This window comes from Flavobacterium magnum (assembly GCF_003055625.1).
Taxonomy (GTDB): Bacteria; Bacteroidota; Bacteroidia; order Flavobacteriales; family Flavobacteriaceae; genus Flavobacterium; species Flavobacterium magnum.
On sequence record NZ_CP028811.1, the window covers coordinates 1,216,255 to 1,240,195 of the forward strand.

Annotated in this window: 19 protein-coding genes; 6 read left to right on the plus strand and 13 right to left on the minus strand. The window is 47.7% G+C overall.

The features are described from left to right. The first annotated feature begins 42 nt into the window (after window positions 1–42). A complete protein-coding gene (locus HYN48_RS05025; protein WP_108370084.1) occupies window positions 43–1,143 on the plus strand; it encodes a glycosyltransferase family 4 protein in 1,101 nt (366 codons plus the stop codon). On the opposite strand, the gene HYN48_RS05030 is transcribed toward HYN48_RS05025, so the two are convergent. The 11 genes from HYN48_RS05030 to polA all read right to left on the minus strand — a co-directional run bounded on the left by HYN48_RS05030 (window position 1,134) and on the right by polA (window position 15,588). Further along, window positions 1,134–2,162, minus strand: coding sequence for a glycosyltransferase (locus tag HYN48_RS05030; protein WP_146171726.1), 1,029 nt, complete (start codon window positions 2,160–2,162; stop codon window positions 1,134–1,136). The two genes, HYN48_RS05025 and HYN48_RS05030, sit on opposite strands and share 10 nt — an antisense overlap. Before the next feature lie 4 nt (window positions 2,163–2,166). Beyond that, on the minus strand, window positions 2,167–3,861 hold the full coding sequence (locus tag HYN48_RS05035; protein WP_108370086.1) for an ATP-binding cassette domain-containing protein: 1,695 nt from the start codon (window positions 3,859–3,861) through the stop codon (window positions 2,167–2,169). Window positions 3,862–3,894: 33 nt separating this feature from the next. Further along, window positions 3,895–4,785 carry a hypothetical protein gene (locus HYN48_RS05040; protein ID WP_108370087.1) on the minus strand — a complete coding sequence of 297 codons (891 nt, stop codon included), beginning with the start codon at window positions 4,783–4,785 and terminating at the stop codon, window positions 3,895–3,897. A gap of 5 nt (window positions 4,786–4,790) precedes the next feature. Then, entirely contained in the window at window positions 4,791–5,723 is a 933-nt protein-coding gene (locus tag HYN48_RS05045; protein WP_108370088.1) for a GNAT family N-acetyltransferase, read from the minus strand. After that, window positions 5,720–6,712 carry a polysaccharide deacetylase family protein gene (locus HYN48_RS05050; RefSeq protein WP_108370089.1) on the minus strand — a complete coding sequence of 331 codons (993 nt, stop codon included), beginning with the start codon at window positions 6,710–6,712 and terminating at the stop codon, window positions 5,720–5,722. Before HYN48_RS05050 ends, HYN48_RS05045 begins: the two co-directional genes overlap by 4 nt. A gap of 44 nt (window positions 6,713–6,756) precedes the next feature. Beyond that, window positions 6,757–8,136, minus strand: coding sequence for a B12-binding domain-containing radical SAM protein (locus HYN48_RS05055; protein WP_108370090.1), 1,380 nt, complete (start codon window positions 8,134–8,136; stop codon window positions 6,757–6,759). Beyond that, on the minus strand, window positions 8,133–8,915 hold the full coding sequence (locus tag HYN48_RS05060) for a class I SAM-dependent methyltransferase (RefSeq protein WP_108370091.1): 783 nt from the start codon (window positions 8,913–8,915) through the stop codon (window positions 8,133–8,135). Before HYN48_RS05060 ends, HYN48_RS05055 begins: the two co-directional genes overlap by 4 nt. Next, a complete protein-coding gene (locus tag HYN48_RS05065; protein WP_108370092.1) occupies window positions 8,912–10,366 on the minus strand; it encodes a B12-binding domain-containing radical SAM protein in 1,455 nt (484 codons plus the stop codon). The genes HYN48_RS05060 and HYN48_RS05065 overlap by 4 nt, the downstream gene beginning before the upstream one ends. Continuing rightward, window positions 10,359–11,261, minus strand: coding sequence for a nucleotidyltransferase domain-containing protein (locus tag HYN48_RS05070; RefSeq protein WP_108370093.1), 903 nt, complete (start codon window positions 11,259–11,261; stop codon window positions 10,359–10,361). Before HYN48_RS05070 ends, HYN48_RS05065 begins: the two co-directional genes overlap by 8 nt. Window positions 11,262–11,345: 84 nt before the next feature. Next, window positions 11,346–12,668 carry a serine hydrolase domain-containing protein gene (locus HYN48_RS05075; RefSeq protein WP_108370094.1) on the minus strand — a complete coding sequence of 441 codons (1,323 nt, stop codon included), beginning with the start codon at window positions 12,666–12,668 and terminating at the stop codon, window positions 11,346–11,348. 85 nt (window positions 12,669–12,753) lie between these two features. After that, the gene (gene polA / locus HYN48_RS05080; protein WP_181248545.1) at window positions 12,754–15,588 is read right to left on the minus strand and encodes a DNA polymerase I; all 2,835 of its coding nucleotides are present in this window, start codon (window positions 15,586–15,588) and stop codon (window positions 12,754–12,756) included. A 168-nt stretch (window positions 15,589–15,756) separates the two neighbouring features. On the opposite strand from polA, the gene HYN48_RS05085 reads away from it, so the two are divergent. The 5 genes from HYN48_RS05085 (at window position 15,757) to HYN48_RS05105 (ending at window position 19,842) form a co-directional block, all read left to right on the plus strand. Then, window positions 15,757–16,431: a response regulator transcription factor gene (locus HYN48_RS05085; RefSeq protein ID WP_108370096.1), complete on the plus strand. Its 675-nt coding sequence runs from the start codon at window positions 15,757–15,759 to the stop codon at window positions 16,429–16,431. Window positions 16,432–16,434: 3 nt separating this feature from the next. Continuing rightward, the gene (locus HYN48_RS05090; protein WP_108370097.1) at window positions 16,435–17,757 is read left to right on the plus strand and encodes a sensor histidine kinase; all 1,323 of its coding nucleotides are present in this window, start codon (window positions 16,435–16,437) and stop codon (window positions 17,755–17,757) included. 94 nt (window positions 17,758–17,851) lie between these two features. Further along, the gene (locus tag HYN48_RS05095) at window positions 17,852–18,097 is read left to right on the plus strand and encodes a hypothetical protein (RefSeq protein ID WP_108370098.1); all 246 of its coding nucleotides are present in this window, start codon (window positions 17,852–17,854) and stop codon (window positions 18,095–18,097) included. Window positions 18,098–18,262: 165 nt separating this feature from the next. Beyond that, window positions 18,263–19,495, plus strand: a complete 1,233-nt coding sequence (locus HYN48_RS05100) for a metallophosphoesterase (RefSeq protein ID WP_108370099.1) — start codon at window positions 18,263–18,265, stop codon at window positions 19,493–19,495. Between the two features lie 50 nt (window positions 19,496–19,545). Continuing rightward, window positions 19,546–19,842 (plus strand): thioredoxin family protein, encoded by a 297-nt coding sequence (locus HYN48_RS05105; protein ID WP_108370100.1) that lies wholly within the window; start codon window positions 19,546–19,548, stop codon window positions 19,840–19,842. On the opposite strand, the gene HYN48_RS05110 is transcribed toward HYN48_RS05105, so the two are convergent. Next, window positions 19,839–20,477 carry a polysaccharide deacetylase family protein gene (locus HYN48_RS05110; protein WP_108370101.1) on the minus strand — a complete coding sequence of 213 codons (639 nt, stop codon included), beginning with the start codon at window positions 20,475–20,477 and terminating at the stop codon, window positions 19,839–19,841. The two genes, HYN48_RS05105 and HYN48_RS05110, sit on opposite strands and share 4 nt — an antisense overlap. A gap of 48 nt (window positions 20,478–20,525) precedes the next feature. Next, entirely contained in the window at window positions 20,526–23,831 is a 3,306-nt protein-coding gene (locus HYN48_RS05115) for a glycosyltransferase family 117 protein (RefSeq protein WP_108370102.1), read from the minus strand. Between the last annotated feature and the right edge of the window lie 110 nt (window positions 23,832–23,941).

The window sequence follows — 23,941 nt, forward strand, 5'->3', positions numbered from 1 at the left end:
GACAAATGTAACGATTTTAAATAATTTTCATAATTTTGGCCAATGGCACAAAACTACCATAGTTTCCTGGATATATCGGTGTACAACAGGGATATAAAGTCAGTTCAGGAAGAGATCGATTTTACGCCACACTCCCTGGGATACCTGGACTACCTCGACAAGAATATTGATTATGCCGTAATCCGTTTCGGTGCCTGTGCCGAAGAAAAGCCGCCTTATTTTTTATACAGATACCGTTTTTCCGATTTGTTGCGCCTGTATCGCCTCATTAAGTCGAAAAAAAACGCCGTGGCCCTGTTTCACGGGTTTTCATTCCCGTTTCGGTTTTACCTGATGCGTGCTGTTTTTGGCAGAAAGGTCCAATGGATTGTACAGCATCACGCCGGAGAGCCTTCTGAAAACAGGCTGAAGCGTTTTATCCAGAGAAAATGCTATGCCTTGGCAGATCGTTATTTTTTTGTGAGCAGGCAGCAGGCGGAATCATTTATAGCAGCGGGCCTCGTCAGTAGCGCCGACCGCGTAATCGAAGTCATGGAATGTTCCACCGCGTTTGTCATGAAAGACAAAACAGCTTCGCGTGTGCAGCTCGCCATCGACGAACAGCAACTCACATTCCTTTGGGTAGGGAACCTCGACAGCAATAAAGATCCATTGTGCATGCTCAGGGCTTTGGCGCACTACAGGCAGGCCGGATATGTGTTTGAATTGTACATGTTTTTTGTGAATGACCTCCTGCTGCAAACGGTTGTTTCATTCATCGATGCAAATGATCTCGGAACGCAGGTGCACCTCAAAGGGAAAGTCCCCAATGCGGTGCTTGAAGACTGGTTTAATGCAGCGGATTTCTTTATTTCATGCTCCCACTCTGAAGGGAGTGGCGTGGCCATGGCCGAAGCTATGGCGTGTGGATGCGTTCCGATAGTGAGCGACATTCCGGCCTTTATCCGGATGACCGGCGGAAAGACAGGCGTGATTTTTGAAACAGGGAATCCGGATGATCTTTTCGAAAAACTCATGGCATTGGATACTTCGGGTATCGAGCAACGACGCGCCGAAACGCGTCAGGCTTTTGTGGACAGCCTCTCCTTTGAGGCCATCGCCCGCGACACCGCCATGGCAATTGCCGGTTTGTCTCAAAAATAAAGATTGTAAATGTCGCGACACACCTCAGCCATGCGGTAATAGGTGACGCGTTTTGCAGGAGCCGGGTTTTCGAGTAAGCTTTTAATACGGATTACAATGTCGTCTTTGGACTGGATGCAGTGAAAATTTTCAACGGGTTTGTCCGTCATGGGGAGCGTGCCTACGAGTTGACAGCCGGAAAACAGCGATTCAAAGTATACGGTGGAACCGCCCTCAAAAGTAGACGGATGGAAAAAAACCGTCGCATTATTCATTTTTTCCAGCGTCTGACTGTGGGTCAGTAGTCCCGTAAGCTTCAGGTTTTGCCCAAGATTGTGGTGCCTGATGAATTCTGTGAGCAGGCCTTCCTCAGGACCCGCTCCGGCAATCTCCGCCCGAATGTCCGGCAAGGTCTTCTTCAGCTCAAGGATTACCTCCGCAAACAGCCGGTAATTTTTAAGCGGTGTGAGCCATCCTGCGCCAAAAATATCAATTGTCCTTACCCTGGTATTTAATTCCGGAAATAAACTTTCATTGATCGCCATCGGAATGATTTTGTGCGCTTTTATCCCGGTGGTTTTCCCCAGAACTTCGTTATTGTAGTGGGATAATGCGGCTATTTTGTCCGGATTGGGTGTAAACAAACGCAGTGTCAGGTTGCTGTCCATCACATCCTGCCCCAACATCCAGGTGAAAGTTCGTGGATGTATCCATGAGGTGAGGACACTGAATTCATGATACCATAAGTTCAGGATGCCATCATAATTGTTGGTTTTATGCAACCGCCTGATCTTAAGAAAGGCTTTTAGCAGAAACAGGGCTTTTCCGGGATATTTCACATCATTGCCCAATAACGGAATCACTTTTATGCCGTGCCAGATGTAGGGTGCTGAAATCGGTTTGTGAATGGCGACCACCGTGATGTCAACATCCGGGTATTGCGTCCTGAATTCAAGAAACACATGCCGAAGGAATGGGATCACATGACTTTCAGAGTCGTCTTTGGGGAATGCGGGAGAAAGGATGAGGAGCTTTTTCACGGTATCAGCAGGGTACTAGCGTTTGGTTTTCCATACGGTAAACGCGGTCACAAAAGCCTGCGATATCAGGATTGTGCGTTACGGTAAGCACAGCCATGTCCTGAGCGGAACTTACGTGCCGGATGAATTCGTAAATGCGGCGTTCCATGGCTTCATGCTGTTGGTTTGTCGCCTCATCAAGGATCAGAAACTGCGGCCTGCCGTACAATGCGCGCATCAATGCCAAACGTTGTTTTTGCCCTCCGGACAGCCTGCCGGTATTATGCTGTAATACAGTGTCCAGCCCCTGGGGAAGCGCATGAAGCATTTCCATAGACAGGTTTTTCAGGAGGATTTCGATGTAGTCGTAATCAATGCGCGCTGCATCCTGCCGCATCGTAATATTTTCCAGCACCGTACCATAGAAAATAAATGGCTGTTGCGGGACGTAGCCCGTAAAAGAAAAGAAAGGGTTGCCGGAGACCGGGCCGTCATCAAGGTATAGGCTTCCGCTGTCCGGAATGATCAGTCCGGCTGCGAGGTGAAGGAAGGTGGTCTTACCCGAGCCGGTTACCCCATTGATGCCGATAATTTGTCCCTTGCTGATGCTGAAATTCAGGTTGCTCAGGATGGGCTCTCCCTGCGGGTACCTGAAATCAATGTTTTTAAACGAGATCGTTTTATCAAAACCGTCGTAACGGGTGGCATCAGTTAGGGCAGTCTGGTTTCGCCTGAGCAGGCTGATAGTATAATAGTGCGAGTTCACCATCGTAACGGCATTCAAAATCTTATTTATTGATGGGATAATTTTAATGCTGAGCGCTGCCAGCACCGAAATCAATACGAATGCATCTTTGCCTTCGGGCATCATCAGGCTGTACAGTATCAATGCGGCAGTACCGGCAATCAGGAAAATTTCCAGATATTTCGAATAATTTGCTGACGTGGCAGTAAGCAGCGCACTGGCCTGATCTAGGGGCCGCTGTTCGTTTGCATAGCGCCCGATAAATTGCGCCGACTGCCCCGAGATCCGTATATCAACATAGCCGTCCATGATATTAACCAGTTCCGCGTTGGCTTTGGCAGCAGCCTCCTTGTATTGCGTATTGATCATTATGATCTCTTTCTTTTTTATACTGTAGATGATCCAGGCGAAGAGGCCGATACCCAAAAGCGTAAAAATGGTTAGTTCGAGGTAAAAGCATAGCATGACCGAGAGGATTACAATAAAAGTCAATGTTTCTGATATCAGGAGCATGACCGAAGCCAGTAAACTGGTGGAAAAGTCCCGACATGCCGTTGTGATGCGCTGCATGAAAATACCCTTACCCTGTTGCTGGTGTTCGGGGTAATGGGCGCCAAGATGATGCGTTATGGCGTCTACGGAAAGTTCGCGCGACAACTGGTAAAGGAAATGATATTGCGCAGTGTTAAAGCGGGATTGGAAGATGTTTTTGACCACGTAAATGGCAATGAGCAGCGTCACGGTGACAGCAATCGTTTGCGGACTGAACACATTGATATCAATACCATACCGCTCAAAGGCGCTGGCCAGTTTTTGCCGGTCCAGCAGCAAAAGCATGGCAGGGATAAGGTAAGCCACTGAGAGCAGGTCAAGAAAACTGAACACTATTGAGGCGTAGACGAATTTCCGAAAAGACCCGCGGCGGTTCTTCGGGATAACGGAAATGATGTCGCTGAATGCTGTAATAATCCTCAAGGCATAAATTTTTTAAAGATACATTTTTACCGACTACACGACGGAGTATCGCCGCCTCATTTTCTCCGACGTCAACCAGAATTTGTGAATGTGTGCCAATGCGGGCGCGTCATTCACAACGGTTCTTTCGGACACGACCTCCGCGATATACACATTTTGCGTAGCGTATTCCATAATTTGGACGATGCGCGCGGCCTCGTAACCCGAAACGGTCTCGGGCACAGGAATACCCGTACCTGTGTCTGTGCGGAATTTGATTTCGTCCTGCGCCACGCGGAATTTCCCCAGCTGGTATATCATGTCCCGTTTGCTGAAATCGGCATCACCGATGATGATCACATCGCCGACAGCGCAGCCGCCGATGATGTTATTTGACCTCCGTGCCCCGAATATATAATGATCCCAAACCTTACGGCAGGTATCGACGGGGAAGGCGTTCGTATTTTCCGTTGTGGCGGTACACACAAGGAATACCGGTTTCGGATAGTAAAAAAACGCAATCAGCTTTCGGTAAACGCTGATATCGAGTGTCCCGATGACGTATTTTTTTTTGACCAGCGCCCTCTCATAGAACCGCTGCAGGTACCGTTTTCCGAATAATCCCGTACGGATCGCGGCGTCATTTACAGTGCATAAAAAGATATTCCCTGACGAAGTCCGGATGTTTGCGTTATACGTAAGGTCGAAACGAATGGTGCCATTTTTGATATTCAAACACGAGACGCCGGCCATACTTTCAGGGGTGACTTCAAATTCGGGAAATACAATTCCTATCAGCTGCGGCTCGTACAGCACATTAAAAAAAATCACCTCGTAATCTGTTGCGTCAATCGTTACAATCGCTTCGTTCCCGGGAACCGTATCGAGTGCGACCTGAACGTATTCGGGCTGTTTTTTGGCGAAAAATCGGATTAGTCGGAACATGTCTTTTAAAATATATCAACGTCGGCCAGCGTAAATTCAAGTTTTTCCAATGGAAACGACGAGTTAAAGTTCTTGTATCCTATGATCCACGAATCAAATTGCATGGCTCCGGGAAATGATTTCAACAGGAGATCTTTCCGGCTGCCTGCAGTCACCTGGAAATGGATTTCCGATACGCCGCCTTTCTTACAAATGGTTTTCAAGGCAGACAATCCGCGCTGGAATGCTGCGGAAGTATCGGCTTCGAAATCACCAACCACCAGTTTTTTTCCGTTCTTGATCCAGAAGATGCAACCGCCGGCCTGTATTACAAAATTACCCGAGAAACGCTTATAGTCAAAATGAACGGCATCACGGACGGTCGTTACGGCACTCCGATCGTTACCTGTCGGCATAAGCGCCGTTGTAACATATTGCAATAATTGTGCTGCGGATTTACGCCGTAACGCATTTTTGAGTATCGGAATCTCGTTTATTATTCGGGAGAATAATCCGCTCCCGGTCCTGAAATAATATCCCGACATGCGTTGGCTGAATTGCCAATGAAGCGTGTCGAGCAGGAGGTGTTCTGAATTTTGGTTTGGAAAGCCGAAAATCATCGTGAAACCGTTTTTTTCCAACACCTCATGCGTCAGTCTCGCAAGTTCGGCAAGCAACCCCCTGCCACGATATTGGGGATGGGTCATGGCATCGACGGCCTGAGCCGCCCGCTCGGTTTGTGTTCCGTGACCAATCAGCACAGGGACGGCCCCAAAAAACGACACCGGTACAGTGCCGTCATAAGCAATAAAACCAAAAAACCGATCGCCCAAGTCAGGCCGGGTAAATTTCGCCCTTATAAATGACGGCGCGATGTTTTTACGGTAAACCGCGTGGTACAGCCGTGCAAAATCGCTGAGGTGGGCTTCCGAAAATGATTTTATAGTGCTGGTTTTCATCTGTATGACCCTTTGAGCAGGCAGGCGATAAAATGTTTTTTTGAAATGTACGGATTTACCACGAACCGCTCCCGCATGGCCCCGTGTGCCGACTGGTTTTTTAATTTGTCTACCAGAAGCAGCCTGCTGTAACCCGCGCTTATTGCGATACCTGCGGCCTCGTCGTTATAATCCCCAAACGGGAACGCAAAGTCATCAACGGGTTTTCCTGTAATCTGCTCCAGGGTAGCTTTTCCTGTGACGATTTCGTTGGCCACACTCACTGGACTCACGTGAATCAGGCTGGAATGGTTCACGCCATGTCCCCCGATCGTAAATAAATCGTTATTGCTGATGTCCCTGATCTGGTCTGCCGACAGGAGCTTCCAATACAGGGTATGCCCGGGTGAAATTTGTTTCCATTCTTCGGAGAAAATGCCATATAAAGGCTTGATGGCTTCGTGTTCGAGGGTTCGGCAATAATTTTTGAGGGTGATCCCACCCGATACGAATTCCCTTTTGCGGTTTAGTCTCCAGATCTTGTCCCGAAATCTTACTTCTTTCTTGTCCGTGTAAAAACTTACAAGGTCCAGGAAATCGGGCCATATAAAGTCCTGTTCCGTTGGTACGGTGATAAAAAAGGTAGCCGGAATACGGTATTTTTTAAGCAGCGGGATAGCAAGTTGAAAATTGTTCTGCAATCCGTCATCAAACGTCAATGCGATGTTCAGCACGCCTTCCCTGAATTTACCTGCATAGAAATCCTCCAGTGACAGGATGTTGAAATGCCTGCTGAAATAACACAGCAGTTCTTCAAAGTAATCCTGTGACAGGTAACGGCTGTTGAAACGCGTTTCCCCAACGGTATCGATGCCGTGAAACACCAGGATTCTTTCCCCGTACCGATTTTCAAGCCACCTTTTGCCCAACCCGATGCGAAACCCCAATGACCTGAGCAGCAGCTTGAGGCGGTATTTGATGCGCATCAGTAACAATTGGTTCGTTTGCATAGGGTTTCTGGTATCGATTGCTTTTCTCGGCACGGAAGCGGTTATTATCCTTTCCGGATTGCCATCATCACCGTAGCAGCCGCGGCTTTGGTCTTTAGTTTTAATGCTTTCCAGGTCATTCGGTTTTGGGCATATTCCCTGTGAAATGCTACTTCGTTCGCCACTTTCGATACGGCATAATCGTAGTATTTGCGCGGATATTCTCTTTTAAAATCAATCTGCCTGTCGGTTGAGGTTTCCCAATCCGGCGCCATGGTGATGTCCTTTTCGATTTCGTCGAAAAGCGGTGTGCCTTTAATCGGATAGGCAATCGTAATGGTGTAATGCGTCGGGTTAGCCTCTTTGAGGTACTGGATGGTTTCCGAAATATCCGCTTCCGTCTCACCGGGATAACCGACCATGATAAAAGTGCCGGTTTCTATGCCCAAAGCGTTGGTGTCCTGGATCATTTTCTTTACATGGATGACGTCGACGCGGCGGTCCATCGCATCAATGATGCGCTGCGATCCGCTTTCTGCCCCGATCCAAATGCGGAAACAGCCTGCTTCCTTAAGCAATTGCAGGATTTCAGCGTTGAGCCGTTCCGCTCTCGTGATGCATTCAAACCGGATCTGGGCGCCCTGCTTCATCACTTCCTGATGAAATGCCGTAAGCCATTTGTGGCTTATCGTAAACACATCGTCGACAAACCAGATGGCATCGGGATTGTATTTTTCTTTGAGCATTTTCATTTCTGCAGCCACCTGATCAGCGGGCCGGCGTCGGTAGCTTTGGCCGTACACTGCCGTGCTGCACCATTTACAGGTATACGGGCAGCCGCGTTGGGTCGATATGGTCATGGCGCTTTCGCCGTGATTTTTCTTCCAGGTCTCCAGGTACTTTTCATTAGGAATCGCATCCCGGTTTGGCCACGGCAGGGTGTCGAGGTCGCGGAAATTGGTCCGTGCAGCCGTTTTGATTACGGTGCCGTTTTCTGAGTAGGCGATACCGGCAATCTCTGTGTAAGCGGTATTTTGTAAAAGCGCCGTACACAATTCAAACATGGTTTCCTCGCCTTCGCCGATGACGAGAAAATCAGCGCCGGCTTTGAGGTAATTTTCAATATTGTAACTTACGTCAGGTCCGCCAAGGATGATTTTCGGAAAGCCATACTCTGGCAGTTTCAGGATTTTCATCAGGCTGATGACCTCGATCTTGGTCATCAGGTTGGTATAAATGGCGACGATTTTCGGCTTTGTTTCCAGGATATATTCCAACTGCTCTGCTTTCGAATAAAAGGTCGTATCATACACATCGTTATCGATGCCCTTGCTGTGCAGGTATGCCGAGATATACAGCAATCCCAGCGGCGGATACGGTTTCATGATCCGCTGCTCTTTGGGGTCGGCTGACAAATAATAGCCATGTGTGAGTAGTACGCTCATTTTTTCTTCAGTACGATGCAATAATGATCCGAGTAAGCCGAGAGCCAGGTCGCATTCCGGATGGATTTTTCGAGTCCGGCCAAAAATCGGAGCAGGCGTGGATGCCTGTTGAAATACGGCTGCAAATAGGAGGGCGGTATGAAAAACCCGATTGGGGCGATGCGTTCCACCTCAAAGCCCGCTGCTGCTAAAGTTACGGTTTCCTGGGGATTATAGTAAAAAGTCGGAATTTTTTCACCGCTGACGTCCGCGATTACCAATTCATTTTTCCTGCGCGAGCTGCTGCGGAACGCGCCTTTTGAAACAAAGTATATTTTCTCCCAAAGTGTCTTCTTGGGCATAATCACCAAAAAAAGCCTGCCCTCAGGTGACAGCAGATTGTACGCATCCTCGAAAAAGGCTGTCAATGCTCTTTTCGAAAGGCAATTCAGCCCACCGAAATTGGAAAATATGAGGTCAAATGCCCGGCCCGAAAAATAGGTTCCGAGTTCGGAAATGCCGACAGTTTCAAAAACCGGCATGGTTTTATGGCTTTTGGTTTTTGCCACAGCGATCATCTGCCCAGAAATATCGGTCGCCGTGATGTTAAAACCCTGATCTGCCATCCAGAGTGCGTCGGTGCCCGTTCCACAGTTAATTTCAAGTATGGTTTCCGGTTTAGTTCGGTCCAGTATGTCCTGCAGCACTTTGTACACGGCGTAACGCTGGTGTTTCCCGATTGCCGAATTCGTAAAATCCGTATCGTAAGAACCGGCCGCACGATCGAAGCCGGCGCTCACTTTTGAAGTTTTTTAAGACGCAGTCCGCTCGCAAAGGCCCCCGGCACATAATAACCCAGTTTTAGCACAGAAATGATCTTGCGCAGGGATAGTTGCAGCGGATTGCCGGCAATCGTTTTCAGGTTTTGCATCCCTTGCGATTTTCGGAATTCCTTATGCACGAACCGCTGTAATTTTTTATAGTAGGTGGTGTTGAATGTGCCTTTGAACATCATTTCGAGGTCGTCCGAGTCTGACCAGTTGGCCTTTCCGGAAAGCTCCGACCTGACCCTGTCATAAAACGGGGTGCCGGGCAGGGGATAGGAAACCGAAATCCCGATATTATCCGGCATGAGTTCCCTGACCATGGCAATGGTCTGCGCAATATCTTCACGGGTTTCGCCGGGATACCCGAACTGCAGGAAAAATGCGACCCGGACCTTCCTGCTTTTCAGCAGGCGTGTGGCTTCGTAGATCTGCTCCACCTTTGTGCCCTTATCCATCGCATCGAGGATTTTCTGGCTTGCGCTTTCTGCGCCTACCCAGACTTCCTCGAGGCCGGATTCCGCCAGCGCATCGATGGTGTCCGCTTTCAGCAACAGGTCGACCCGGCTTTGGATGTAATAGCGTATCTGTAGTTTCCTGCTTTTCAGCCCGGCATTGAAGTGTTGTACCCAATTGGGTTTCAGGCCGAAGATGTCATCACACATCCAGAAGCGTTTCACCCCAAAAGACTGACGCAGGAATTCAATATGGTCGACAATGTATTCAGGTGAGTGTGAGTTGTAGCGGTTGCCGTAAATAGGCTTTGCGCACCAATTGCATTTGTAGGGACAACCGCGCGTGGTGGCGATATTCAACGTAAATTCCTGTCCGCCCTGGTTCCAGATAATCTTGTAATCGTTCATCTCGATCAGGTCCCAGGCAGGCATCGGGAGTGCGTCGAGATTTTGCAGTACCGGCCTTTTGGGGTTTAACTGGGTGTGGTGGCCATTTTTAAACGCAAGGCCCTGCACATCATCCGGCGCGTCGCCTTGCTGCAATTTGTTGAGGAGCTCAAGTAAGGTAAATTCGCCTTCGCCCTGTATGATATAATCGGCACCCTGTTCGAGATAGAGCCCGTAATGGTCGGTCGAATCGGAGCTGTTTACGACCACCGTCACGCCGTTTTTTTTGGCCAGGCGAATCATGTCAAAAGCCGCTTCCCGCATCGTCGTGAGGCACATCTTGGTCAGGTAATTGAACCCGTCGTCAAAAATCACGAGGTATCGCGGCCGGAGCGCTTCGATTACAGGCTTGATTTCCATCGGGTTTTCAATGAGGCAGGTGTCAAAAAGCGACACGGTATAGCCGTTTTCACGCAGCAACGACGCGGCGTATAAGGTCCCTAACGGCGGGAAAGGCGTTTTGTTCTTCCACTGTTTTGGGTCCCTTCGGTAGAAATAGGAATGGGTAAACAGCACTTCAGACATATTCCCTTTGTAATTCTATATTGTGGTTGATGCGGATTTCGTCGTATTTATCATTCAGCGCATTGATGACCTTTTTCTGGAAATTCAGCGGATGGTGCTTCGAGATGTCTTTGGTGGATTTCAGTGCGACCTTGAAATCCTCGGAACGCATCTGCCGGAATTTCAATTTCCAGAAAGTGACCGTCGTTTTTTTGAACAGCGAATCGAGCTGCTCGCCCGCTTTGGTATCCAGTAACTTCTCGATAATTTTCACGCCTCCGGGCTTGCTGATGATGCCCACGCTTTCGAGTTTCGGGTCATACGTGCCGAGCAGGCCCGAAACCCAGTCATTTTTTTTATAAAATTCCTCGAATACCAGCCTGCCTTCGAACGGGATCAGCGTCTTGATTTCCGTAGCGGTGAACCTGTTTTTCTCCTCGACTTCGAGGCTTGACGAGGACATAAAATAGTTAATGCAGAAATATTTTCTCGAATTCAGAAGGAACAACTTTTTATACAGCATGAGCAACGTGCGCGAAATCCAAAGCTTCCCGGGTCTTGTAATGACAAAGAAATCAATATCACTGTCCTTGTCATAATAGCCTTTGGACAGCGAACCGGACACGCCGACGGCTTCTACGAATGGGAACTTCGAAATGAGCGTTGCACGTTCTTTGGCTTTTACCAGCGCATCGACTGCCATCTTATTGCCATTTTTCCTTTTTTCAAGGCAGCCGGGGTCGTAAACAGGATAGTAATAATCTTCAATCCTGAAAATGATTTTTTTCGCAACCAGTTCGGTAAGTTCGGCTTCGATCTTAGGGCAGTCCTTCGAGATCGAAAAACTGCATATTTCGTCCAGCCGCAGCGGATAGTGGAAGAGCGAAAAATACAGTATGGTTTTTAATGATTCCACGACGGGCGTTTTGGGTTATAAACCGGATGCGCTGTTTTAGTTAAGGTTGCGTTAAAAATAATGCTTTTGCTATTAGAAATCAGTTTATGGCGTTTCTTTTTTAAAATCAAATTTCATCCCGCCCTGATCCAACACCATGGTGTTTTCGCCGAAAGTGATCTTGATGCCTGCCTGGTCAAAAATGAATTCGGTTTCACTGCGCGCTTCCAGCGGAAACGCACCCTGTCCGGTAGCCTGTGCGGTCAGTGTGCCGTCCTCGTAGGCAATGGTGAGTTTCAGCGGAACTGTTGGTGTGGCATAGGTTCCCACGTAATTTCTGAGGATTTTCTCATCGATACTGATGTTTTTAACTTCGGGAAACTCAAAAGCCTTCCCATAAAATGCGCTCAGGGCCATTATGGCGATTTTATTCGTGTCGTAATTTGCCGCATTGACGGTCATGGCGAATGCTGCGCCATCCTCCTTGTTGTAACCCAGCGAAGACGAAAAACCTTCGATGCCTCCGGTGTGTCCGAAAAATTTCTTGTCGTTGAACGGAAATGCGAAAATACCTTTACCGAAACCATTCTCAATCGCAGTCATCTGATCCAGTGAATTTTTGGTGATGATTTTGCCTTCAAACAGGGCCCTGATGAATCGGGTCAGGTCATCCGGTGTCGATTGCAGCGCACCTGCGGCATAAGCTACGGATTCCTGCCATTCCTCCTGCCTGCTCCATTTCGCGCCCTCCATATTATAGGAAAAGGCCTCGTTATTCGCAGGCATGATCGGCCCGTAATATTTCGTGTCCGTCAGTCCCGCTTTCTTGATGATGCGGCCGGCGACATTATCAGGATAGCTTTTCTTTGTGATTTTTTCGATGATGTAGCCAAGTATCAGGTAATTCGAGTTGCTGTAGTCCGATTTGGTTCCGGGCGCAAAGTCCGGCGCATAGGCTGCAATCCGTTTCAGCATGGATTCCTGTGTCTGCGGGATCCGTGAAAAATCTATAAAAGTACTGTCGTTGGTAAAATTGTAAATCCCGCTGCTGTGGTTGAGCAGGTTGGTGATGGTAATCTTATCGGCGTTTTTTACCTGTGGGAAAAACTTTGACAGTTTGGTGTCCAGCGCCAGTTTCTTTTCTTCCACAAGTTGGAAAATGATGGCAGAAGTGAACATCTTGGTGATCGACCCGATTTTGTATTTTGTTTTCGGCGTGGCTTTGGTGTTATTTTCCACATCTGCAAACCCGTACGCCTTACTGAAGACAATCTGGTCCTTGTCCCGAAGACAGATAGATCCCATAAATCGGTTGTTGGAGGCGAGATATGTCAGCGCACTGTCGAGCCTGCTGAATTTTTCTGTTCCCTGGGCCGTGATGTTTTTTGCCGAAAGGCAGAGCCATAATAATAAGAGTGTTTTTTTCATGATCCTGTTCGTTTTGGTTATTTTTTTTTGAAACAACGAAAGTCGCAGCCAAGGTGCCGAGCGGGTCGCGCTGCAAAGGGTTGTTTTAATGCGCTTCTAGCCAGTTCTGACCCATTCCCAGATCTACTTCTAAAGGCACATCGAGTTTGTAGGCGTTTTCCATTTCATATTTGATCATCGGCTGGATTTTTTCGAGTTCCGAATTGTGTACGTCGAATACCAATTCATCATGTACCTGCAGCAGCATTTTGCTTTTCCAGTTTTCTGACGTCAGTTTTTTATGGATGTTGATCATGGCAATCTTGATAATGTCGGCTGCGCTGCCCTGGATTGGCGCATTGACGGCGTTCCTTTCCGCGGCACCGCGAACCACCGCGTTGGCCGAGTTGATGTCTTTAAGGTAGCGGCGGCGGCCCAGGATGGTCTGCACGAATCCCTGTTCGCGCGCCGTGTCGATCTGCTCACCGATGTAGCTCCGCAGTCTTGGGTACGTTTGATAATACGCGTCAATAAGGTCTTTGGATTCGCTGCGTGTCAGCGACGTCTGGTTGCTGAGCCCGAACGCGGAGACGCCATAGATGATCCCGAAATTCACGGTCTTGGCATGGCTTCGCTGCTCGCGCGTCACGTCATCCAGCAGCACATTGAACACCTTTGCTGCTGTAGCGGCATGGATGTCCTCCCCGTTCCGGAATGACCGTATCATATTTTCCTCCCCGCTGAGTGCGGCAATGATGCGCAATTCAATTTGCGAGTAATCCGCGGAAACCAACGTGTGGTTTTCATCTCGTGGTACAAAAGCCTTACGGATCTGCCGACCGCGTTCTGTCCGTATAGGGATATTCTGCAGGTTGGGGTTGTTGGAACTCAGCCGTCCGGTGGCTGCGACGGCCTGCATATAATCGGTATGGACACGGCCGGTTTTACTGCACACCTGGGTCGGTAATGCCGTTACGTAAGTGCTTTGCAGTTTTACGAGTTGCCGCCAGTCGAGGATATCCTGTACGAACGGACTGGACAAAGCCAGGTAGGACAGGACCTCTTCTCCCGTAGCATATTGCCCGGTCTTCGTCTTTTTCTGTTTGCCTTCACCGATTTTCATTTTGTCAAACAGAATTTCGCCGAGCTGTTTCGGGGAAGCCAGGTTGAATTTTTCACCGGCGGTTTCATAAATACGGTTTTCGAAAACCTTAATATCATGATCCATTTCTGCGGACATGGCTTTCAGGAATCCGGTGTCGAGGCGCACGCCTTCGGTTTCCATCGCAGCCAGCACAGGGACGAGTGGGATTTCGAGCTCGTCGAAAAGTTTGCGGGTGCCGGTTTGGTCCAGGATTGGCGCAAAATGTTCCTTCAATTGTAAAGTCACATCGGCATCCTCGGCGGCGTACTCCTTGACATCTTCTACAGCGACATCACGCATCGACTTTTGGTTTTTGCCTTTTTTCCCAATCAGGTCCTCAATTGGCTTTGGGGTGTATTGCAGGTATGTTTCAGACAATACATCCATATTGTGGCGCATGTCCGGATTGATCAGGTAATGCGCAATCATCGTGTCAAATAATTTTCCCTTAACGGTCACGCCGTAATTGGACAGCACTTTCAAGTCGTACTTCAGGTTCTGCCCGATTTTTTCAATGGTCTCCGATTCCCAGAAAGGCGCGAATTTATCGACCAACGCCTGCGCTGCTTCCCGGTTTTCAGGGACGGGCACATAAAATCCCTTCCCTTTTTCCCACGAGAAAGACAAACCCACGAGCTCAGCGTTCAGCGCGTCGATACCGGTGGTTTCAGTGTCGAAGCTTACTGCAGTCTGCCTGAGTAAATTCTGGATCAGGAATTTTACGGCCATTTCGGTTTCCGCCAATTGGTAATGGTGGTCGGTATTTTCCAGTGTCTTATAGAAACTGTTGATCTGGCCTGAAGCCTCGTCAGCCTGCTCCTGGATCGAAAACAGGTCGAACTGGTCGGTTTTTACAATCGTTTTGGTTGGCGGCAGTCCCTGCGTCTCAATACTGGCATAATTTTTCTGGCCCGAAAAGAACAGGCTGTTGAACTGTTCTGACAGCCTTCGGAATTCGAGTTCGCGGAAGATTTCCCCCACCTTTTCCGCATCCGGCTTTGACAGTTCATAGTCGTCCTCATTGAAGGTCACGTCGCAATCGCATAAAATGGTGGCGAGTTGCTTCGATAATAGTCCGAGTGCTTTATTGGCTTCGATATTTTCCTTCATCTTGCCTTTGAGCTTGTCGGTGTTTTCGAGTAAGTTTTCCATTGACCCAAATTCCTTAAGGAACTTTTTCGCGGTGACTTCGCCCACGCCGGGAAGTCCCGGGATGTTGTCGACGGCATCTCCCATCATCCCAAGAAAATCGATTACCTGTTCCGGGCGCTCAATCTCAAATCGGTCGAGCACTTCGGGAATGCCCCAGATTTCAATGCCGTTGCCCAGACGTGCGGGTTTATACATAAAAATATTCTCAGAGACCAACTGGGCAAAATCCTTATCGGGCGTTACCATAAAAACCTGGTAGTTCTGGTTTGCGGCCTGCTTCGCAATGGTGCCGATCAGGTCGTCGGCTTCGCATCCCGCAAGCTCAAGGATTGGGATGTGCATGGCGCGCAGCAGGTCCTGGATATACGGGATGGCGATGCGGATGGCTTCAGGGGTTTCGTCGCGATTGGCCTTATATGCGGAATACATTTCGGTACGCACCTGGCTGCCTTCCTTGTCAAATGCAACGGCAAGATGGTCCGGTTTTTCCCGTTTGATGACATCGAGCAGGGAATTCATAAATCCGAGTATGGCTGAGGTATCCATTCCCTTTGAATTGATTCGGGGATTTTTGATCAGCGCATAGTAGCCGCGGAAAATCAGCGCGTACGCATCGAGCAGGAAAAGGCGTTTTTGTGACATAATATTGTAATAAGGATGTAAAAATAGTAATTAGATGGTTAGCAAATGACATCCTTCGCGCATTAGCCGATGAAAAATGCGGCGGGCGTCGGTGTTAAATTTTATTTCAAGTGAAAACACATCGGAATGCTTAATTGTTTACTTTGGCGCGGTAAAAATTGTTTAACCCAGATGAACATACTGATTGTCGAAGACCACGCCGAACTCGCACAGGAACTCACGGATTACCTGAGCAGGCTGGGCTATGTGACCAAGCATGTAAACAGCTGCGCCGCCGCACGCGATGAGGTGGCTGTGACTGACTATGACGTCATGCTGCTTGATTTAGGACTGCCCGACGGCGACGGATTGGATGCGTTGCGCGACGTCAGAAAAACCGCATCGAAGATGGCAGTCATCATCTTAACGGCGCGGGGAGCGCTCGACGACCGTGTGCGCGGGCTGCAGCTCGGTGCCGACGACTACCTTACCAAACCTTTTGCCTTGCCCGAGCTTGGCGCCAGGCTCAGCGCGATTGTGCGCCGGATGCATGGCTTTGCAGCAAACGAAGTCAGGCTGCACGGATTTACCGTACAACTCGAGGACTTTAAGGTAAGTTATGATGGGATTGGCGTGGCCCTGACTAAAAAGGAATTCCAGATTTTCAGATACCTGATATTGAACAAGAACCGTGTGATTACCCGGCTTCAACTGACAGAACACATTTGGGGTGATGTTTTGGAAATCAATTCAGATTCGAATTTTATTGACGTGCATGTACGGAACCTGCGCAATAAACTTGACAGGCACACCGCAATCGACTGGTTTGAAACCGTCCGCAATGTGGGTTACCGGATAAATGAATAACCGATGAAACTCAGGAGCCAGATTTCCATTTTCAATGTCATTACAAGACTGCTTTTGATAGCCATCCTGGTGTTTGCGCTACCGATGCTCATCGAGCACGTCGTTTACAAGCACATCGACAAGACGCTGCTTGAGAAGAAGCAGAAATTCATCCATAATCTGGGGCAGGCTGAAATCAATGAGTTCCTGAATGAAAGCATTAAATCCGATACGTATGCCAGCTTTTCAGTGTTGCATGACGAATTTATCCTGCTTTCCAAAGTCGGTGACAAACCGCAGCAGCTGACCTCGGTGTACATCGACGAGCCCCGGATTATTGAAGGGCAGCAGGACGACTACCGGATTTTGCAATACGCTTTTAATTATGAAGGCAACGCCTATGCGCTTGAAATCGGCAGCAGTATTGCCGAAATCACGGAACTTACCTTCATGATCCGCATCTTTACACTGGTCCTGCTGCTGGTGATTGTGTTGGTCACGTTCCTGATGGATGCGCTTTTTATCGATTACCTGCTCAAGCCGTTTTATAAGATCATCGATACCAAAATCAGGCGTGTCAATGATCCGGAATCGTTCAATTTCACCGATATCCCAAGTCATTCGACTGATTTCAGGGAGCTTGATGAGGTGCTGAACCAGATGATGCGGCGCATCGACAATCATTTCAAGCAGGAGAAGCAATTTATCGCCAATGTGTCCCACGAACTGCTCACCCCCATTTCGTTGTTGAAGAACCGTTTTGAAAACCTGTTGCAGCACCCGCAGCTAGATGACGCGGTAGCCGATAAGATTGTCGCTTCACTGCGGACACTCGACATGCTCAGGAAGATCATCAACAACCTGCTGCTGATTTCCAAAATAGAGAATAACCAGTTCAGGGAAACCGAGGCGGTGAGCCTGAAAAATCTCGTTCGCAACGTTATGGAAGAAATGGAAGACCGCATTGCCGAGAAGTCATTGGAACTCACAATCGATTTTCCGGATGATGTCGTTTTTGAAGGGAATAGGACGCTGCTGTACATCCTTTTCCACAATATCATTTCCAACGCGGTGAAATACAACGCAACGCGCGGTTTGTTGCTGATCAGTACACGTGAAACCGCCGGTTCTTTTGAAATTTCCATCACTGATTCCGGACAGGGAATTCCCGATAGCGAAGTTGTGACAATTTTCGACCGGTTCACCCGCATCGACCAGCTGCAGGAAGGACAAGGTCTCGGACTTGCCATTGCAAGCAGTATTGCACGTTTTCACCGCGTCATCATTAGCGTTGACTCCAAGGTCGGGCGCGGCAGCACCTTCACACTGCAATTTCCAAAAGTGTAAATAAAAGTTAAATTTCCTGCGTCGCCGGAATCTTCATTTTGTCTTCATTTTACAAACGTAGCTTTGACTCGTTGAATAATTAAATGATAACATTATGAAAAATCTATTGATGGCCGCATTAGTCGTTTTAGGCACAGGCACGATGACTTTTGCACAAACCGGCCAACCGAAAGCAGCTCCTGCCAAAGAAGTAAAATCCGAAAAACATGCAAAAAAAGCAGAAGCGAAAGAAGCCAAGGCAGAGGTAAAGGCTGAAGCCAAAAAAACCACAGCAACCGTAAAAGCGACCACGCCTGCGAAGAAAGAAGTAAAAGCGGTAAAAACCACCGTAACGAAATAAAAACCATAATGAGTGCTACATTATAAAAAGGTTTTTTGATTAAGGTGATAGTGTTTTATGTTGGAAACCGGCGGGATTATCCTGCCGGTTTTTTTGTGCGTTAAAAAATTTGTAATAAAAAATTTCTGACGGACATTCTTTGTTAATTTGTAAAAATTTTTAAAAATGATTCGATGGATTATCGCTATAGTTATTTTCCTTGCTATAGAAATTTATGCGTTCCAGGCCATTCGCACTCTTACTAAAATCCGTTGGATATTATGCGGTTATGCCATAGTGAGCCTGTTGGTTTTGATTTTCATCCTGTATTCGTTTTCTCAGTTTGACCGTTCGGTCGGGCAGAACAAGCAGACACTTTTTACGATAGGACTCTTCCTTGTTGTGTATATCCCAAAAATCCTGCTGACCTTCATCTTGTTTGGTGAAGACCTCTTCAGGCTCGCAGCGGGCGGGATCAATTATTTCGTAAACAATGACCCCGACAGCGCGTACATCCCGTCAAGGCGAAAATTCGTCAGTCAGTTGGGGCTGGCGTTGGCAGCAATTCCGTTTGCCTCACTGATTTATGGCATCTTCGAAGGCAAATACAATTTCAAGGTACTCAGGCAGCAGGTGTTTTTCCCGGACCTGCCGGACGCATTTGACGGTTTCCGCATCGTCCAGATTTCTGATGTACACAGCGGCAGTTTTGATAACCCGGAAAAAATTGAATACGCGATTGACCTGATTAACCAGCAGGAAGCGGATATGATCCTGTTTACGGGTGATATCGTAAACACTTTCGCAAAAGAGATGCACCCCTGGATAGGCACATTCAACAAGATCAAAAGTTTTAAGTACGGGAAATATTCGGTATTGGGAAACCATGATTACGGCGAATATCTGGAATGGCCGTCACAACAGGCGAAGGACGAAAATTTTAGGGATATCAAGGCCCTTTACGGACAAATCGGTTTCGACCTGATGTTGAACCGTCACACGTTTATCGAAAAAGACGGTGAGCGGATCGCGTTGGTCGGGGTGGAGAACTGGGGTGAAGGATTTAAGAAAGCCGGCGATCTGGCCCTTGCTTCAGACGGACTTACCGATAAGGACTTTAAGATCCTGATGTCGCACGATCCATCACACTGGGACATTGAGGTCAAAAATCATCCGAAGCATTTTCAGCTGACGCTGGCGGGACACACGCATGGCATGCAGTTTGGTATTGAAATCCCCGGTTTTATCAAATGGAGCCCGATACAGTTCAAATATCCGCAATGGGCAGGATTGTATGAAAACCATGGCCGATACGTCTATGTAAACCGCGGTTTGGGATACCACGCTTATCCCGGGAGGGTAGGCATCTGGCCCGAAATTACCGTTTTACAACTAAAAAAAGGCAATAAAGTGGCGTAATTCGTTAAAAATATTACATTTGTATATTCATTGACTCAAAAAATTTTTTTATGTCAAAATTTGGTGAGCTTATAAATGCCCAGGTTCCGGTACTGATTGACTTTTACACAGAGTGGAACGAACAGTCTGTCTCCATGCATCCCGTAATCAGGGATGTGGCGGCGGCGTTGGGTGATAAGGCTAAAGTCATTAAGATCGATGTCGATAAGAATCAGGAACTGGCCGACGCCTTGAGGATAAAAGGTTTGCCAACGCTGATGATTTATAAGGACGGCGAGATGATCTGGAGGCAATCCGGAGAGCTTGATGCGAACACCATCATCGGCATCGTCCAAGAGCAGCTTTAAGACAGGATGCCAAACCGGAATCCCTTTTCCTTTAAAATCCTAATCGTTTCAGGCAGCGCAATTTGAAGGTTTACGCGCGCCTTCAGGCTGTCGTGAAATATCAGTATGCTACCCGATGTGGTCCGTCTGGTGGCATTTTCAACACATTTTTTAGGCGACACCTCTTTGTCGTAATCGACAGTGAGCACATCCCACATGATGATTTTGTAGCCACGCTTGAGGACTTCGGTGGCTTGGGCCCGCTTAATCTTACCGTAGGGCGGACGGAACAATCTGCCTGGAAGCGGGCTGTTTTCTTCCAATATCTTTTGACACCTGCTGATGTTTTCCATGTACGTATCGTTGGCAGTTTTCCATCCGTTCAGGTGGTTGTACGTATGATTCCCTATCGCATGTCCTTCCCGGACAATCCGCCGGAACAGGTCGGGGTTATCGGTTATATTATTTCCAATACAGAAAAATGTGGCCTTGATCTGGTGCGTGCCTAAGACATCCAGTACCCAGTCCGTAACGTCCGGTGTGGGTCCGTCATCGAACGTCAGGTATACGGTTCGGTTGCTATCATCGACCTCCCATACATAACGCGCAAAAATCCTCTTAATAAGCCGGTTTGTCTTTACCCAATAGAATTTCATAATATAAAAAAAACAGCAACCCGGAGATTGCTGTTTAGATTGTCTTGGTTATTCTTCTTTCTCGAAATGGTGTATGTCGTAAAGTTTAGCAAACCTTTTGGTATAGCCCAGGAAAGTCTCGTGCGCCGGTCCGTACACCGTCATGTCCTTATTCTCCTTCATGATGTCAAGCTGGCTCTTGTATTTGTAGATGTCATTGAAGATGTCCATGTGGATGTCATTTTGCTCACTTATCTCCAGTTTGCTGTAGTAGTTCAGGTTTTCCTGGTATTTCCTGATGATTTTTGCCGAAAGCTTGCGTGCGTTCGCGGCATCACCTATTTTATAATAACCGTTTACGAACGAATCGAGCATGACATAATAGCCATAGTATTCAAACGGCATTTTCTGCATGGCCAGTTCAATCACTTTACGGGCTTTATCGGTTTTGCCCTCAAGGATTAACTGATCCATGAGCCTGGCCAGGTTGGTACGGAAAGAGATGCTGTTTTTCCTAGTTTCCGGATCGTGGTAGATGTGCGGACTTTCGCCGTTGCCCCAATCCCATTTCATGACGATATCGTACATTTTTTCTGAATCAATCTGGCCCATATCCAACTGGCTGGAGTCTTTATTGAACGGGGTCCTGACCGGAACCAATTTATAGACCATACCGTCGAGTTGCAGGTAATCTTTCATCCAGATGTAATCGTCATCGCCGAAACTGCCGCCGGTAAAGTACACAGGTCGCTTCCAATTATTGTTTTTTATGATGTCCAGCATCATTAGCCTGTTTTTGTAAATCGCCTGGCCTTTGATGGTGATATCTATATAAGGTACGATGGAATCGTTGTACTTCGGGTTGACCACTTTATTGGCAATCACGCTGTTTTTATCCACAGGAATCCTGATTTTGTTGGTGGGATAAAAATGGATTTTCTGGCCGTTTTTCAGTTCGATGATGTTCCTGCCGGTAGGATCATCGGTGGCAATGAAGTTGATAAAGGAATTGATGTCAGGACGCACGTCGGATTGCCCGGTATACGCGATATAATCGAGTTTGTCCCCCACGTATTGGTCATGCGTAAATGAAATCGGCATGGGCTCAGACTCATACGCTTTGGATTTCATCTGGTCAATGTACCAATCGGTCATCAGCAGGCTGGTGTTGACAATGCGCACGTCCGTGCGTACTTTCTCGATTTCCTGGGCATACCAAAGCGGGAAGGTATCGTTGTCACCAATGGTAAACAGGATGGCATTCGGCTCACAGGATGTCAGATACGCCTTGGCCATCGAAACCGCAGTATATTTCCCCGAACGGTCGTGGTCATCCCAATTCTGGCTGGCCATCAATACCGGCCCGGCGAGTAGCGTGACGCCTAAAGTCAGTGGCACCAATATTTTCGGAGACAACCATTTTTTAGCAGAATCGTACAATGAATACACCCCGAAGCCAAGCCATATCGCGAATACATAAAACGATCCCACAAGCGCGTAATCCCGCTCACGCGGCTCAAACGGGCGCTCATTAAGGTAAATTTTGAGTGCCAATCCTGTAAAAAGGAACAGGATCAACAATACATAAAAGCTTTTAAGGTCTTTGCCGGCATGGTAAATAAAACCGATCAGCCCTAAGATAAAAGGCAGCGCAAAGTAGAGGTTTCGGCCCTTGTTGTTTAAGACATCAGAAGGCAGGTTTTCCTGTGAACCCAAGCGCAGTTCGTCAAATGGGGTAATCCCTGTCATCCAGTTGCCATCCATGTTGTCGTATTTTCCCTGTACATCGTTTTGCCTTCCGGAAAAATTCCACATCAGGTAACGCCAGTACATGTAGCCGAATTGGTATTCCAACATAAAGCTCAGGTTGTCGATTGTCGACGGTTTTTCGATAATCAGGTAATCGCCATAGCTCTTAAGGAATTTCGAATAGCCTTCAATGTCGATTTCCTTTTTTTGGAATGCGACCCGAAATTCGTTTACCGTTTTTTCCACTTCAGAACGAAGCTGTGCCGCCGCAGCCTGCACCTGTTCAGGATCAGCTGTTTCAACATCGATTCCGTATTGGGCAAGATCTTCGGTATAATCATAATTGGGATCCATCCTGAATTCCAGCGGGTGACTGAAACGCATATAATTTTCGGCATGTTCAGTACTCCACATCCTGGGCAGGATGGCTTTGTGGGCGTTGGATGTATTCTGTTCGGCGTTTTTGTAATTGTTCGTAATAACGTACTTGCCCGTTTTATAATCCCTTTCGTAATTCGGTTCCTTGTCGATATAAGGTTCGTCCTTGTCGAGGCCGGCATACATATCTGAAAATTGGGGTCCGTAAAACAATGGGTTTACCCCATATTGCTCCCTGTTGTAATAGGCGAGGACTTCCCTTGCATCTGACGGCTTGTTTTCGTTGATCACCGTGTTGGCATTAGCACGGATTGGCAACATCATCCAGGTCGAGAAACCGATCAGGATGAACAGGATACAAAGAATGCCTGTATTGAGGTGAACATGGCCTTTCTGGCGTGTATATTTTAGCCCGAAATAGAAGAAAGCGGCAAACAGCAGGGCGACGAAAACGGTTCCGGAATTGAAAGGCAGGTTGAGTTCGTTGACCATAAACACTTCCGTGTTCGCGAAAAATGACATTGTCAAAGGCAGCAGCAGCTTGAAAATGAACAACAGTATGGCCACCACCACAATATTGGCGATGATGAAATTCTTTACGGTTATCTTCTCATAATTCTTAAAATAATATAGGAAACCGATGGCAGGAATCGTAAGCAACGCCATAAAATGCACACCAAACGACAAACCTACGATCAACGAAATAATCAGCAGCCAGCGATTGCCCCGGGGCGTATGCATGTCCTGTTCCCATCGCAGGCCGAGCCATAACAGCAACGAAATAAGTAACATCGCCATCGCGTAAACCTCGGCTTCGACGGCGTTAAACCAAAAACTATCGGAAAAAGTGTAGGCCAGTGCGCCCACAGCAGAACTTCCGAGAATCATGATGAGGTTGTTTTTGCTCAATTCAGAATATCCGGCAACGACTTTCTTGAGGATCATCGACGACGACCAAAACATGAAGAGTATCGTAAAGGCGCTCGAAAAGACGGACATCATATTCACCATCAATGCGATGAGCTTCTCGTTCCCGAACGCGAACATCGCGAAGAATGCCCCCAGCATTTGAAAAAGCGGTGCTCCCGGCGGGTGGCCTACTTCAAGCTTTGCGGCCGTTGGGATGTATTCCCCGCAATCCCAGAAACTCATGGTCGGTTCGACCGTCATGGTGTAGGTGATTAAAGCGATGGTGAACACGCACCAACCAGTAATTGTGTTCCATTTTTTGAAGTTGAATGCCGCCATAACTCGGGTAGGTTTCAGTTTTGATTTTTGTGATACAAAGAAAATGTTTTTTTACGGAATGTAACGGGCATTAACAATTTTTTCATTAATAGGTTGATTATTTGGTGAAA

Coding starts and splice junctions, on each gene's coding strand:
- HYN48_RS05105 (WP_108370100.1), top strand. CDS start 19,546: ATGTCAAAATTTGGTGAGCTTATAAATGCCCAGGTTCCGGTACTGATT.
- HYN48_RS05040 (WP_108370087.1), bottom strand. CDS start 4,785: ATGTTCCGACTAATCCGATTTTTCGCCAAAAAACAGCCCGAATACGTT.
- HYN48_RS05110 (WP_108370101.1), bottom strand. CDS start 20,477: ATGAAATTCTATTGGGTAAAGACAAACCGGCTTATTAAGAGGATTTTT.
- HYN48_RS05045 (WP_108370088.1), bottom strand. CDS start 5,723: ATGAAAACCAGCACTATAAAATCATTTTCGGAAGCCCACCTCAGCGAT.
- HYN48_RS05085 (WP_108370096.1), top strand. CDS start 15,757: ATGAACATACTGATTGTCGAAGACCACGCCGAACTCGCACAGGAACTC.
- HYN48_RS05100 (WP_108370099.1), top strand. CDS start 18,263: ATGATTCGATGGATTATCGCTATAGTTATTTTCCTTGCTATAGAAATT.
- HYN48_RS05065 (WP_108370092.1), bottom strand. CDS start 10,366: ATGTCTGAAGTGCTGTTTACCCATTCCTATTTCTACCGAAGGGACCCA.
- HYN48_RS05115 (WP_108370102.1), bottom strand. CDS start 23,831: ATGGCGGCATTCAACTTCAAAAAATGGAACACAATTACTGGTTGGTGC.
- HYN48_RS05095 (WP_108370098.1), top strand. CDS start 17,852: ATGAAAAATCTATTGATGGCCGCATTAGTCGTTTTAGGCACAGGCACG.
- HYN48_RS05090 (WP_108370097.1), top strand. CDS start 16,435: ATGAAACTCAGGAGCCAGATTTCCATTTTCAATGTCATTACAAGACTG.
- HYN48_RS05055 (WP_108370090.1), bottom strand. CDS start 8,136: ATGAGCGTACTACTCACACATGGCTATTATTTGTCAGCCGACCCCAAA.
- HYN48_RS05050 (WP_108370089.1), bottom strand. CDS start 6,712: ATGCAAACGAACCAATTGTTACTGATGCGCATCAAATACCGCCTCAAG.
- HYN48_RS05025 (WP_108370084.1), top strand. CDS start 43: ATGGCACAAAACTACCATAGTTTCCTGGATATATCGGTGTACAACAGG.
- HYN48_RS05075 (WP_108370094.1), bottom strand. CDS start 12,668: ATGAAAAAAACACTCTTATTATTATGGCTCTGCCTTTCGGCAAAAAAC.